This window comes from Algoriphagus boseongensis (genome assembly GCF_004362805.1).
Classification (GTDB): domain Bacteria; phylum Bacteroidota; class Bacteroidia; order Cytophagales; family Cyclobacteriaceae; genus Algoriphagus; species Algoriphagus boseongensis.
In genome coordinates this window covers 402723-415869 of record NZ_SNYF01000007.1, presented here as the reverse complement: position 1 = coordinate 415869, position 13147 = coordinate 402723, and the positions used below count along the sequence as shown (strand labels likewise).

Sequence of the window (13147 nt, the reverse complement as noted above, 5' to 3'; positions counted from 1 at the left end):
TTTTTCCGAATCTTTCTCCTATCAGCAACTTTTGAAAAACTGTTTGGACTCCAGCTTTTTCTCAATTTCTTTGGCGGCCTTGGTAATGGATAAGCCTCCCAGATTAGTACATCTCAAGGTATTGGGGATACTTTTTCCTACCTCATACATAGTCTCAATTACCTGATCCAATGGAATCAAATGGTCATAGTCAGCCAAAGCCATATTTGCGCAGGAAAGCGCATTGGAAGCTGCCATCACATTTCTGTTCAGGCATGGAGCCTCTACCCGGTTTCCAATAGGATCGCAAATCATTCCCAATGAACTCTGTAAAGCCATTGAAGCGGCAGAAATACTTTGATTAAGCGTCCCGCCAGCCAAATGAACAATTGCGGCAGCGGCCATAGTAGCGCCAGAACCACATTCTGCCTGGCATCCCCCAACCTCAGCGGCGAAAGTGGAATGGGCAGCAATAAATACTCCTATTAGCCCTGCGATCATCAAGGCTTTTACAGTCTCCTCATCAGAAAGTCCCAAAGAATCAGAAACCCCAAGAACCGCTCCTGGCATTGCTCCACAAGAACCTGCTGTTGGGGCTGCTACGATCACACCCATGGAGCTCTTTACCTCCATGATGGCAGATACATACATGATAATTCGATTCAAGACGTCTCCATTGACCAACTTCTTTTCCTCCATCAAGGACTTGAATTTCACGGATTGAGGACCCAAAATTCTATCCTGAAACTTGGTTCCTTTAAGCCCGGTCTCCACCGCGTTTTTGAGAATAATCCGGATATCATCCATTTTAGCGAGAACCTCCTCCTCGGAAATATTCCCCCTCATGCTTTCATACCTCACCGCTAATTCCCAAAGAGGTAAATTCTTGTCCTCATTGTAAGCGAACATTTCCTCCACTGTGATAAAGGGAACACGGGTATTTTTAGAAGAAAGAACAGGAAGTACCGGGCGGATTTCCTTGATCATTTTCACCCCTTCGATTTGTGACAATTCTTCCCGTAAAATCGGATCAATTGGCGCTTGAGCAGTTAAAAGAACCATTTTGGAAGTCCCTGAAAGCACTTCCAAACTATCCCAATCTCCAGCTTGGTCCAGATAGTTCATCACCTGATCAGGCAGATCAGCATAGACTAAGGTCATGAACCGATCTCCTGCCAAGGAAACTTTAGCCCCATCGATTTCGACAACTTCAATCATCCCTCCACCGGTGGAAATAGCTACCACGCGATGAGACTCCCAAGGATTAGTAAGGGTAATTTGGTAAGCATTGGGGTGTTTGTTTTCCAATTCAATTATTCGAATGGTGTAAGAAATTCCGGCTCCCCGCAGATGCATTTCTGAATCGACCAACCGCTCATCGTGCGCCTCCCAGCCCAAAAAACCACCAAATAAGCCCATATCCGAACCTTGATCTTTATGCGTGGTAGCCAAAGAGCCAGCCGGATCAAAATCGATTTCAATAGAAGAAATCCTCCCTCCCATCAAATCATGACAAATTCTGGCGATTCTGAGTGAAGCAGCACAATGAGAACTTGAAGGGCCTCTCATAACTGGACCGACCACGTCGTTAAAAATGCTTGGATAATTCATTGGAGTGAAGTTTTAACTTGCTAGCCATTCAATTTAGGCAGAAATCGGAATCCTCGGCCTTAAAAGTTCTGGAAATTTGTCATAGCCAATTCCTTACAACTAATTGAAGAACAGTCCGACTGCATCATTTTACCTTTGCTTTTCCAATTTCTTTGGGTAGATTTTTAATTCAAATTCACCCACCATGAAAAAAATCCTATTCTCGCTTTCCTTTTTCTTCTTATCCTTTGGCTTTGTTTTTTCTCAGGAAAAACCTCTGAAAATCCTGATGATAGGAGCGCATCCGGATGACTGCGATATCAAATCCGGAGGAACCGCGGCTTTATTCGTTCAGATGGGGCATGAAGTCAAATTCCTTACTGTCACCAATGGGGATGCAGGACATATGGAAATGGGAGGAGGAATGTTGGCAAAAAGAAGATATGAAGAAACTCAAGAGGTAGCCAGAAGACTGGGAGTCACTTATGATGTTTTAGACAACCATGATGGGGAACTTTTACCCACCCTTGAAATCAGGCTGGATGTGATTCGGAAAATCCGGGAATGGGGAGCGGATGTGGTAATCTCTCATCGTCCTAACGATTATCATCCTGACCATCGATATACAGGCGTTTTGGTGCAGGATGCCGCTTTTATGGTTGGCGTCCCCAACATTGCTGCTGACACTCCACCTTTGAGAAAAAACCCTGTCTTCTTGTATTATCAGGATAATTTCCAAAAGCCAAATCCTTTTTCCCCTGACATCGCCATTGATATCAGCTCTGTGATTGATAAAAAAATCTACGGCATGGATGCCCATGTCTCCCAATTCTACGAATGGCTTCCATGGGTCAGCAACGATCCTGACGAAATTCCAGAAGGTAAAGAAGAGAGAATTGCCTGGCTAAAATCAAAGCGTGCTTTTGCTCCCAATCCTACTGTCAGAAAAGGACTAGAAAAATGGTATGGACAGGAAAAAGCAGCCCAAGTTCAATATGCAGAAGCCTTTGAGATCTGTGAATATGGAACTCAGCCAAGCAAGGAAGAAATCCTCAGACTTTTCCCGATGCTCAGAATGAATTGATTTGGGAATCCATCCAATTGACCCTTTCGGTAAGGAATTGCTTCAATTCTAGCACAGCCTGATCGTAGTTGACTCCTATGCCCTGATCCCATTTTTGGTAGTTTCGCTCCACGGCTCCGTTTTCTTGGAGGTACTTGACGGCATCATCCACGATTCCCTGAATATTGGAGTTGGCAAGTGGGCCTTTTCTGAGGAATATCCAACGCTCTTTAAGTTTCTTTTTGAAAGCTGGGTCTTCTATTAACTTGGACCACCAAAAAGGAACCATCCAAGGGTCATTGCTTACATAATCGTTGTAATTGATCACCCAATCTGTGGCGGGAATTCTCCATCCTTCATTGAACCCGATGTTGAAATCCCAAACTGGACCCATGGCGAGTTTTCCGTCTCGGTCTTTCACTAGATAGGTACTCAGTCGATAGGCATCCACATTTCTGCACAATTCATTGATGATAAAGTAATCAGCAAATGATTCTACATCCATGAAGTTAAAGTAGGCTGGATTTTCACTGGAGGAAGGTGCTTTCAGCAAAGCCTCCTCAAAGTCCTTCATATAGCCTTGGATGTAGGTCTTTTGAGCAGGAGTAATATCCTCAGCCTTAGGATACTCATAGGTAAAATAAGTCTCAAGATATTGTTGGGAATGATATGGGGGAGCAAATGGAGCAAAGGTCAAGGGCTTTCCAAAAATATCAAACTGACTTCTGAAGCTGTTGAATTCGGTATATCGGGCATCATCATCCCAATTGCTCATAAAATAGGACAAGGGCTTTCCATCGTGCTCAGGTCCAGCATCGGTTTTATCGATTTTAAGGATATATCCGCCCGTGAGATTCGTGGATGAAGCATTCAAAGATTTAATATTGATTCGATTGGAGTCTCTTTTTAGCTTTTCACAGAAATAGTAAATTCCCAAATACTCTCCGTTCACTTCCAACTCCACAAATACTCCCCGACTGGCATATTTCCCCATTTCAAGAGAAAGACGGTAAGCCACATGGTTAAAAATCAAAGATTTATCCCAAGCATATTTATCTTTCAAATTGACCACATGACCGACTAGTCGCCAATCTTCCTCTGCAGGCAATCCAAAAAAAGCCACGTCTATCCCTTCTCCCGATTCGTCTATCGTCTCAAAATTGAATGCTTTTTTATCTGAAAGCCGAAAGGAAGTTTTGCCTCTAAACTCCAAATCAATCCTTTGGGTCTGCTGGAGCTTTTTGTCCACATAGATTTTCATTTGAGCAGGAATCCCAGGTTCATAAGGAATCTCTCTTCCCTGAGTATCGATCACCAGATATGGAATCTGGCTTTCCTTGGTATCAATTGCAAAAACCTGCCCGTCATCTCCTTTGGGTAAAATGACCTCGGCAGGATCTTGGCAAGAGGTAAAGAAAAGGCCGAAGGAAAGAATAAGGCTTACTAGTAAAAACCTAGTGTATTTCATGAAATAATATTTCCGGAAAAATACTTTATTGCCTCCAATTCAACCTTGCAAAGGTTTTATTTTCTCAAATTAAGTGATGGCAATTTTATTAGAAATCGCGTTTTCCAAAAACCTTCAGGGCGATCCAATTCGGAAAAACAATCCAAATCAATAAGGCAGACGAGGCAATTAACCATCCCGTATTGCTGGAGAAAAACTGGCGGAAAAAGGCTCCAGTATACCCCATTAAGGCAGAAATGTCAAGCTGCATCAACATGAGGATCCTTCCGAGATCCACAGGATTCAGGAGGACCAGGGCCAAAGTGGGTTTTTCTAAGGGGTAATCGGCAAAACTATAGATGAGGTACAAAACCAAGCCATCGTATACCAAGGAAAAGTATATCCATAGCGCTAGGCTCACTCCAATGGCTTTAGCTTTGTCACGAGTCATCACACTTGCCAAAAATGCAAAACCTGCAAATACGGCGCTGAGTACTACCCCCACTCCCAGCAAAATCAGCAATCCTGAATCTGCCCCCCAAACTAGCATTGGAAGCCCAAATCCAATCAAAATGGAAAGACTCAGCATCAATATGACAGCAAATAGCTGACTGAGAAATACCTGAATCCGCTTCACCGGCTGAGCCAGCATAAGTTCTATAAATTCGAGGTTGTTATAAAAATGCGTGGTGGCAAATACCGCGGCGATCAGGGGTACAATCATGATCAGGATATTCATCAGGCTCAGGGATACTTTCCCCAAATCATCTGAAATCTGGTACACAGACACTGCGATGAGAAAGAGAAAGAAGGTGTAGATCAAGGCAAATCTTGACTTCAGAATGTCGTATAGGGCGTATTTGAGTAGCTTAAGCATGGGTCAGAGATTTAGTGCTTGTCTTTTTTTTTAGGGTCCACTGCATGAGTTTGGCAATGGCTGGGGAAAATCTTCCCTCTCCGGTAATTTCCTTGAGGCTTTCGATAGAGTCATTGAAGAATACCTCCCCTTCAAATAAATAAATCGCCTGATCGGTCAGTTCCTCCAAGTCATTGAGAATGTGGGAGGTGATCAGGATCAGCTTCCCTTCCTTCCGCTCTTTTTGAATTTTAGCTTTAAGTATTTCTACGGCGATGGGGTCAAGGCCTGCGGTAGGTTCATCCAAAATCAGCACCTTAGGCTGAAACAGAAAAGCTAAGGCGGCACTTACCTTTTGACGGGTGCCCCCAGAAAGAGTCCCCATGGCCTTGTCCTTGATCATTTCCAATTCAAATTGATTGACCAGATCCAAATCATATTCCTTCACCTCTGGCCTCATGTCTTTCATCATTGAGAAAAGCTGTCCGATTTTCATGTTTGAGGGATATCTACCGATTTGAGGCATATAGCCTATTTGCTGTCGGTAAGCTGTGTGTCCCTGTATAGATTGGCCATCTACTAGAATCTCACCTGAATCTGGCAGCACCATGCCCAGAATGGACTTGATCAGTGTGGTCTTCCCACTGCCATTGGGTCCCATGACCGCATAGCTGTGTCCAGCTTCAAATCGCAGCTCAAAGTCATGGAGAACTTGCTGCTTACCGAATTTTTTCGAAATCGAATTAACTGAGATCATAAGCTTTCATTTTTGGGGATTCGTCGATCATTTGATCCGGGGTAAGCGTAGGAAGTATTTTTTCCATTCGGTCTAAAAGCGTGACCATAAAACTCCTCCACAGGATCACCGCCGAAGGAATCTTCTCCACGATGACGCTGTATAAGTTGATCGGGCGGTAGGGTACATCACCGATTTGGTCTCTATCCAGGTCATATCCTTCGTATTTATCCCAATAATTTTGGGTGATCTTATTGAGGACCACTGAGCCATTTGAACTCATATCAAAGGTATTTTGAATGAAGTTATTGGCCAGAAACGTATTTTGATCGCAACTGGCCATCAGCTTCAAAGCCCAGCCATTTTGCCTAAAATCATTGTTTTCAAATTCAATTCTACTGCTACCTTCCATATAGATCCCGATGGTGTTTTTGAAAAAGTAATTGTTGACCACCTTGCTATCCCGGATATCCTTAAGCAGAAGACCGTAGGCACTTGAGCCCCAGTTTTCTTCAAACCGGTTTTCTTGCATCAATACATTTTTGGTATACATCACCGCCACACCGGCTCCGTTGTTTCGGAAGGTATTTCGGATATAGCTATTGTCATGAGCAAACATGAAGTGAAGCCCATAGCGCATATTTTTTTGAACAAGATTGTCTTTGACCTGAGTCTCTGTGACAAACTCCAGATAGATTCCATCTCGATGCCCAGAGACTTGATTGCCTCCTATAAAGGAGTTTTTGCATTTCCAGAGATGGATTCCATTGCCTACCTCAAATTCCCGAATTGCTTCAGCGTGGATCACATTATTGATAATCGTCAGATTGCTGGAATTGGAAAAATGAAGGCCAAAAAACGTATCGGAGAGGATATTATCCTGGATGATGCAATTTTTAGAATCGAAAAATTTAATGGCGGCAGAATCATCCATATTGGATTTTCCAGTATTTCTAATTTTAAATCCCTGAATGGTGACGTGAGTCGCTGCGATCAGCAACACGTTCCCTTTGCCATCTCCGTCGAGGACAGGGTAATCCTTCCCAATTAGCGTCAGGGGCTTTCGGATGACTATACTGTTGAGCTTGTAAGTTCCCGGCAAAAACACCAAGGTATCACCATCTTTGGCCCGATCAATAGTAGCCTGAATGGGATCTTTTGGGTTTAATACTACCTCTTTGGCCCATAGCCAATTGGAACTTAACATCCCGATAAGACTAATTAGAATACAAAGCTGGGTTTTCATTAGAGGATTGGGTTTCATTTGAACTGGGTGACCAACTCACCCCAAGCGAGGTAAATGCCACCAGATTCTTGCTTAATTTTTTTCAGCTGATCATAATCCTTAAATGCGGCGATCTGGCTGACCATAGGAGATTTAAACACCTCTGATTTGAGATAAAAGGCATCCTTAGCTTCTAGAAGCACCCCTTCTTGGAGGTAATCTACCACCAGTAAATGTTTGTATTCCTGCTCCATTCCTTCCGGAGAATTCATGTAATTGAGCATGCAATTGAGGTCATCAAAGACCAATACTTTCCCTTTTTGGGTGACCAGCTCAGTTCCATACTTTGGATCTACCAAGGTCATTTTGCAATGATGACATCCATCCTCTCCATAGAGAATGGGCCTAGGCTCCACAGTACAGGAGGCAACAGCACTGAGAATAGCGAGCAAGAGAAAGATTCGTTTCATAGGATAATTGGGTTATCTGTGAAGAAATTTAGATCATGGTGGGTTTTTCCCTTCGGTCCCGAAGGATCGCAAAAATCAGCAGGGCTGATCCCCCGATCAAAATCCAGCTTCCAGTATCTGGTCCCGAATAAGCCAGAAAATTCAGTAATTCTTTGTACCCGATTAAGGGAGGCTGGTAACTCATCCCTTCGACTTTAATGGCCGCAGTGGGATCTAGGTGGTGACCATATTCATATCCCCAGCGGTACATATCTGCCAATACTAGCATTCCGAAAAGGGTAATCAAGCCGAAGAAACTATAAAGAGCCCATCGTCTTCCAATTCCAAAAGCAAGGACTCCAAAAGCGATCATCCCAGCAATCACATAGACCAAATACTCAAATTCCGGAAACATCTCATCTCCGATATGTTTCATACCGATGTAATGATTAACTCCGTTGATTTGATCCACATTGCCACTGAGGTGATCAATCCAGATCTTCATATTCAGCCCTTCGGGATATTGAGGAGCCCAAAGGCTGATTTGCCAGAGCGGTGTAAAATAGGCTGGAATGAGCGTCAATGCGGCGATTAGAATCAATAGTCGATTGAGGGTACTGAGCTTTTTCATAGCAAATAGGGATAAGTACCGCCGGCCTTGGCTTCAAGACCGACGGTGATGGGCATTAATCGGATTCTCCAGTAGAGTACTTCAGAGGTACATTGGATCCACGAGCAGATACCCGCATGTAGCCTTGCATTTCTTGGTGCAATGCAGAGCAGAAGTCTGTACAATAGAATGGATAAACTCCTTCTTTCTCAGGAACCCACTTCAGGGTTGAGGTCTCACCTGGCATGATGAGCAGTTCTGCGGTATTGGCACCCTTGACAGCAAAGCCATGCGGCACATCCCAGTCTTGCTCCAGATTGGTCACGTGGAAATACACCTCATCTCCTACAAATACTCCTTCAATATTGTCCGGTCTGAAATTGGATCGAATGGAAGTCATGTAAACATGGACTTGGTTTCCTTTGCGCTCCACACGGGCATCTTTGATTCCTTTCAAGACATAGGGGCTGGCATTTTTCTCCAAAGGATAGAATTTCACCTGACGATCTTTGATCAGACTGGCAGGGAAGGCTTCTGCATAGTGCGGCTCACCAATAGTTGGGAAGTCCAGGAGCAGCTGCATTTTGTCTCCTGAGATGTCGTAAAGCTGTGCAGACTGGGTCAGCTCAGGGCCGGTAGGCAAATACCGATCTTTGGTGATCTTATTGTAAGCAATCATGTATTTCCCATGAGGCTTGCCTGTAGGACCGCCAGGGATACTCAAGTGCCCAACAGAATAATAGGTCGGAACACGATCCACCACTTCCAGCGTTTCGATATTCCATTTTACCACCTCTGAAGAAACAAACATGGAAGTATAGGCGAACCCTTTACCGTCAAATTCAGTGTGCAGAGGTCCCAATCCTGGCTTCTCTACTTCTCCATGGAGTACAGATTCATATTTCAAAACGGGCATGCCGCTTAATTCTCCTTCAAAATCCTTGTTTTCAATGGCTTTGAGCATTTTGGTAAAGGAGAACACCGGAATTATTGCCGCGAGCTTTCCACTTCCTACAATGTATTCTCCGGTAGGATCTGTATCTGTACCGTGAGGAGATTTGGGACAAGGAATAAAGTAGACCATATCCTTGAGCTCTTTGGGATCCAGTACGAGCACTTCTTCCTTGATCGTAGAGGTGGCAGAGTGGGTTTCTTCATTCCATTTGTTATGGGCATAGCGCACTTTCTTTTTGGTGCCTTTTCCGGCTTTGACATATTCCTCTGCCTTCTTCCAGTTAATAGCCATGATGTAGTCCTTATCCTTTTGGGAAGCATTCACTTCCAAAAGAGTATGAGCCATCTCAGTATTGTAGGTAGAAAAGAAGAACCATCCATGAGACTTATTTTTCCCAGCTCTGGCTAAGTCAAAGTTAAATGGCGGAGCTTCGATTTGGAATGATATGTCCATTTCTCCAGATTCTGGATTGACGCCGATGAAAGAAATATGGCCTTTGAAGTTATCCTTGTAGGTATCGATAGGCACATCTCTATTCTCGCCCACAGGCACCGAAAATCGGGTACCTGCTACCACGTACTCTGTATTTTGAGTAATAAAGGGAGACGAGTGGTTTCCTGCCGAATTCGGAATTTCGATGATTTCTACTGTTTTGAAGGTATTCAAATCTACCCTGGCAATTCTTGGAGTATTGTTCGCATTGCCAAAGGCCCATCTAGCATCATGCTCTGCATTGGTAGTGGAAATTGCGATATGGTGCAAATCGTCCCAAGGCACAAAACCGTTTGAGGTATTGAGCATAGGTTTAGATTCTTCAGAAAATCCATACCCATTTTCTGGGTTTACCGAGAAGACTGGGAGGATTTTTAAAACTCGCCCGGAAGGCAGACCGACCACGGACATTTGTCCGTTGAATCCGCCTGAGACGATGTTGTAAAACTCATCATGCTGGCCCGGAGCCACATAGACTTTGGATGCGGCATCCCCAGTGATGGCGGTTTGGGCGCCTTTGGGTTTACATCCAGGTGCTATTGCTGCGGCAAAAAGCCCAGCAGCAAGTAGCCAATTGTTTGTTTTCATTAGATTTGGGGGTTTAAACTGGGTTATTTGGTGGCAGCATCGCGCTGACCTGCCTTTTCTTCATCATTTTTTCTCATAAATTCCAGAATACCTCTCGCATCATCTAGAGTAATATTCTGATTAGGCATGCGAGTGAGACATTCCTCCAGAAGCTTTTGCGCTGCAGGATCTTGATCAAGCATCACATCTACGTTGGTGATCATGTTCATGATCCATTCAGGTCTTCTCCTATTGGTGACACCTTGAAATCCCGGACCTACCAGCCTCTTGTCATTCAACTGGTGGCAAGCAGTACATTTCATGTCCACAATGGCTTTGCCGGAGGCAGCCAATGTTTCGTCGATTCCTTCACCGATTTCGACTGTTTTGAATTCTCCGATTCCTTTGGGATCGGCCTTTACTTCTTCTTTTGGAGCGATTTCAGTAGCAGTGGAGTTCGAGCTTTCGCCACTTCCTCCCCCACATGAAGTCAGGAGTATCCCCAGGACACCCATTGACCAAATCATAGTTTTTCTCATAGTCTCAGGATTGATTCGTTTTTGTAATCGGGTTTTAGAATTTGATATAGATTGGTTGGAAAATTCATTTGATCTTAAGCCTGCAAAAAGGAAGGCAAGACTGAGCGGAAAGAGGCAGGAAGCGAGGAAAAGCCAAAAGTTGTATTCGGGCAAAAAGCCCATCTTCAGCCAAATCAATGTACCCTGCAGAAAGAGTAAAAACTCGGTGATCACAAAGCCTGAAATCATTAGAATCCACCCAAGTCGGCTTATCGGCTGTTCACTGATCCAGCCTCGGGCGATCGCCACTGCCGAAACTCCCATGGTCATCGCTCCCAATAAAACCAGGTGAAGAAATCCGATCACATACATGCGGATCGAATAGGAAATCACCGCTATGGATGGAAAAACCAGAAGTCCCTGAAGAATCGCTTTCGCAACCAGACTTGCCAAAGCCAAAATCAAAAGCAGTTGGGCAAAGCCCTTGAGTTGATTTGAATTGAGCAATATGAAAACTGACTTCAAAATCCAGGAATAGGCGATCAGCTGAATAATCACAGCTAATCCATTGATTTGAAAGAAGATTGGTCTCGGTTCGGCCCAAGTCACAGCAAGCATGAATGTCAGGATCACAGAGATCGAAAGGATCCATTCTTGATAGGCCGTCCAAGTGATTTTAAATCCTTTTTCCTCGAAGAAGAGAAGGATCAATCCGAGTACTCCCAACACAAACCAACCATTCAGCTGGAAGTGAAGAAACCACTGAATCGTCATGAAGTAGAGCTCGTGCATCCTGCCGAGCGTCGCAGATATTGGCCCTAGTGACCAAAGTCCAAATGTGGAAATCACCATAAACCAAATCGCAAGACGAATCAGACGAGTGGCAGGGGTCTTTTCTATGGACCTGATTACCTTTAGAAGCTTGTATGCAAAACCATAGGAAAGCAACACATGAAGCGTGGAAAAACTGATGCTGATCACTCCATATCCCTGGAAAGGGAAAGAAAACAGCATTCCCAATAGCGATAGAATCGTTCCCAAGAAAAGCCACTTATAATCTTTGACTTGGTCTTTTTCCTTCACCAAGCCAAAGACTATCCCTCCTAAAAGCATCAAATGTCCCCAACCCAGCAAAGCGAGATGGGAATGCGTGTGAAGGATATTTCGGTATTCGAAGTAAGGAATCTCAACCACGTGAAATGACCTCATTACCAATCCCAGACAAACAGCCAGAAAGAAAAATCCAAACGCCCATCTTATCCAATTCTGGCGGAATTGAACCACGGAGGAAAAAGAGAATGTGGACAATATTGGATTTTGAGTGATCATGGATCAGGCATTCAGGCTGCTAAAAACTTCTTTGGCCTCAGGAAAAAGGATGTTGTTTTCCAGGTGTATATGAGTGTGTAAGTCATTCTCAAATTCCTGAAGCATCGCAAAAGCGACCTTATAAGTCTGACAAGCATCAGCAGGAGGCGTGTAATTATTGCTCAGTGCGGATATATTTCTGAAGCGCTCACCCTCGGTATCATGCTCCTCTTCCATCATTGCGATTGGATTTTCGATACTTCCAAAGTGCGCAGGAGAAAGTGGGAAATGGTTTTTCCTCGCTGACTCCATGGCTTTGACGTAAGGAAAAAGAATAAACTCCTCCTTTTTCATATGGGAGGTCAGTGCATCAGAAGTCTTGAAAAACTCATCCCGGATCTCTAAAAGCTCAGGATGATTATCGCCATGGACTTTTGCGATTTTATCGAGATAAAATTTCAGAGCTGGAATGGTGGTCTCCACGTATTTGTGATGAACATTGACAATATGATCTACTAAATCAGTCATGCCAAAGTCCTGATAATGCGTTTCATCCGGTTGCTTTACCACTTGCTCGAGTTCGGATGTGATTTCATCGAGATTCACGCCTTTCTTCTCACAGGCCTCACTGAGTTTGATTCCGCCCTTGCAGCAGAAATCAATTCCATAATCGGTGAAGATTTTAGCAGTGCGGAAATTCCCCGCCACAATGCTTCCTACTTTCTTTTCTGCGATCTCGTTCATGATATTTAAGATATTTTTATCCTTTATAAATTGAATTTTTTTTAAATCTTTAAGAAGTTGGTTCCATTTTTTATCCCTTTGGCCATATCCTCCAGCGAAGTAGTCAGCATCATTCCGGCGAGATGTTCACGGATTGCTTTGAATTTATTGTGAACAGCACAGGGATGATCTTCTGAGCATTTTTCAAGGCCCAACGCACAACCGATGAAGATCTGATCCCCGTCAATCACTTGCACGATTCGATAGAGCTGCGTCTTTCTTCCATCCTCATGAATCTCAAAACCGCCATTTGGGCCTTTTATAGAGGAAAGTAAATTTTCTCGGACTAGTACCTGTAAAATCTTTGCAGTGAACGCTTCAGGAGAATTGATCGCCTTTGAAATGTCTTTCAAGCTAACCCGATCATTTCCCCCCGGCAGGGTGGAAATGTAGATCATCGCATTGATGGCATATTTACAGGCTTTGGAAAACATCACTTAAGTTGAATTGATGATCAAATGTAAAAGAATATATTAAAGGATAAAAATATCCTGTAATATTTTTTTATAGTGATAAAAAAAATCAGCCCCCACTTTCTAATGAAAATGGAGGCTTTGACTAATCCTAAT

Annotated in this window: 12 protein-coding genes; 1 reads left to right on the top strand and 11 read right to left on the bottom strand. The window is 43.7% G+C overall.

All coding sequences use genetic code 11. The annotated features are described in order from the left end of the window. Positions 1-21: 21 nt before the first annotated feature. Positions 22-1590, bottom strand: a complete 1569-nt coding sequence (locus tag DFQ04_RS13225; RefSeq protein WP_133556601.1) for an L-serine ammonia-lyase, iron-sulfur-dependent, subunit alpha — start codon at positions 1588-1590, stop codon at positions 22-24. A gap of 184 nt (positions 1591-1774) precedes the next feature. Here DFQ04_RS13225 and DFQ04_RS13220 point away from each other — a divergent pair, with 184 nt between their 5' ends. Continuing rightward, a complete protein-coding gene (locus tag DFQ04_RS13220) occupies positions 1775-2653 on the top strand; it encodes a PIG-L deacetylase family protein (protein ID WP_133556599.1) in 879 nt (292 codons plus the stop codon). Here DFQ04_RS13220 and DFQ04_RS13215 read toward each other — a convergent pair. The 10 genes from DFQ04_RS13215 to DFQ04_RS13170 all read right to left on the bottom strand — a co-directional run bounded on the left by DFQ04_RS13215 (position 2640) and on the right by DFQ04_RS13170 (position 13012). Then, entirely contained in the window at positions 2640-4100 is a 1461-nt protein-coding gene (locus tag DFQ04_RS13215; protein ID WP_133556597.1) for a CotH kinase family protein, read from the bottom strand. The genes DFQ04_RS13220 and DFQ04_RS13215 overlap by 14 nt on opposite strands. An 88-nt stretch (positions 4101-4188) precedes the next feature. Continuing rightward, on the bottom strand, positions 4189-4956 hold the full coding sequence (locus DFQ04_RS13210) for an ABC transporter permease subunit (protein ID WP_133556596.1): 768 nt from the start codon (positions 4954-4956) through the stop codon (positions 4189-4191). Next, a complete protein-coding gene (locus DFQ04_RS13205; RefSeq protein ID WP_133556594.1) occupies positions 4949-5692 on the bottom strand; it encodes an ABC transporter ATP-binding protein in 744 nt (247 codons plus the stop codon). Before DFQ04_RS13205 ends, DFQ04_RS13210 begins: the two co-directional genes overlap by 8 nt. Further along, the gene (locus DFQ04_RS13200) at positions 5679-6917 is read right to left on the bottom strand and encodes a nitrous oxide reductase family maturation protein NosD (RefSeq protein WP_133556592.1); all 1239 of its coding nucleotides are present in this window, start codon (positions 6915-6917) and stop codon (positions 5679-5681) included. Before DFQ04_RS13200 ends, DFQ04_RS13205 begins: the two co-directional genes overlap by 14 nt. A gap of 14 nt (positions 6918-6931) precedes the next feature. Next, a complete protein-coding gene (locus tag DFQ04_RS13195; RefSeq protein ID WP_133556590.1) occupies positions 6932-7366 on the bottom strand; it encodes a nitrous oxide reductase accessory protein NosL in 435 nt (144 codons plus the stop codon). Between the two features lie 28 nt (positions 7367-7394). After that, the gene (locus tag DFQ04_RS13190; protein ID WP_133556589.1) at positions 7395-7976 is read right to left on the bottom strand and encodes a hypothetical protein; all 582 of its coding nucleotides are present in this window, start codon (positions 7974-7976) and stop codon (positions 7395-7397) included. Positions 7977-8031: 55 nt separating this feature from the next. Then, positions 8032-9990 carry a Sec-dependent nitrous-oxide reductase gene (nosZ, locus tag DFQ04_RS13185; protein WP_133556587.1) on the bottom strand — a complete coding sequence of 653 codons (1959 nt, stop codon included), beginning with the start codon at positions 9988-9990 and terminating at the stop codon, positions 8032-8034. A gap of 23 nt (positions 9991-10013) precedes the next feature. Next, a complete protein-coding gene (locus DFQ04_RS18450) occupies positions 10014-11816 on the bottom strand; it encodes a c-type cytochrome (protein WP_243739689.1) in 1803 nt (600 codons plus the stop codon). 3 nt (positions 11817-11819) lie between these two features. Then, positions 11820-12539, bottom strand: a complete 720-nt coding sequence (gene ric / locus DFQ04_RS13175; protein ID WP_208110536.1) for an iron-sulfur cluster repair di-iron protein — start codon at positions 12537-12539, stop codon at positions 11820-11822. Positions 12540-12580: 41 nt separating this feature from the next. Further along, positions 12581-13012, bottom strand: coding sequence for an RrF2 family transcriptional regulator (locus DFQ04_RS13170; protein ID WP_133556585.1), 432 nt, complete (start codon positions 13010-13012; stop codon positions 12581-12583). Positions 13013-13147 lie beyond the last annotated feature (135 nt).

Coding starts and splice junctions, on each gene's coding strand:
- DFQ04_RS13225 (WP_133556601.1), bottom strand. CDS start 1,590: ATGAATTATCCAAGCATTTTTAACGACGTGGTCGGTCCAGTTATGAGA.
- DFQ04_RS13220 (WP_133556599.1), top strand. CDS start 1,775: ATGAAAAAAATCCTATTCTCGCTTTCCTTTTTCTTCTTATCCTTTGGC.
- DFQ04_RS13215 (WP_133556597.1), bottom strand. CDS start 4,100: ATGAAATACACTAGGTTTTTACTAGTAAGCCTTATTCTTTCCTTCGGC.
- DFQ04_RS13210 (WP_133556596.1), bottom strand. CDS start 4,956: ATGCTTAAGCTACTCAAATACGCCCTATACGACATTCTGAAGTCAAGA.
- DFQ04_RS13205 (WP_133556594.1), bottom strand. CDS start 5,692: ATGATCTCAGTTAATTCGATTTCGAAAAAATTCGGTAAGCAGCAAGTT.
- DFQ04_RS13200 (WP_133556592.1), bottom strand. CDS start 6,917: ATGAAAACCCAGCTTTGTATTCTAATTAGTCTTATCGGGATGTTAAGT.
- DFQ04_RS13195 (WP_133556590.1), bottom strand. CDS start 7,366: ATGAAACGAATCTTTCTCTTGCTCGCTATTCTCAGTGCTGTTGCCTCC.
- DFQ04_RS13190 (WP_133556589.1), bottom strand. CDS start 7,976: ATGAAAAAGCTCAGTACCCTCAATCGACTATTGATTCTAATCGCCGCA.
- nosZ (WP_133556587.1), bottom strand. CDS start 9,990: ATGAAAACAAACAATTGGCTACTTGCTGCTGGGCTTTTTGCCGCAGCA.
- DFQ04_RS18450 (WP_243739689.1), bottom strand. CDS start 11,816: ATGATCACTCAAAATCCAATATTGTCCACATTCTCTTTTTCCTCCGTG.
- ric (WP_208110536.1), bottom strand. CDS start 12,539: ATGAACGAGATCGCAGAAAAGAAAGTAGGAAGCATTGTGGCGGGGAAT.
- DFQ04_RS13170 (WP_133556585.1), bottom strand. CDS start 13,012: ATGTTTTCCAAAGCCTGTAAATATGCCATCAATGCGATGATCTACATT.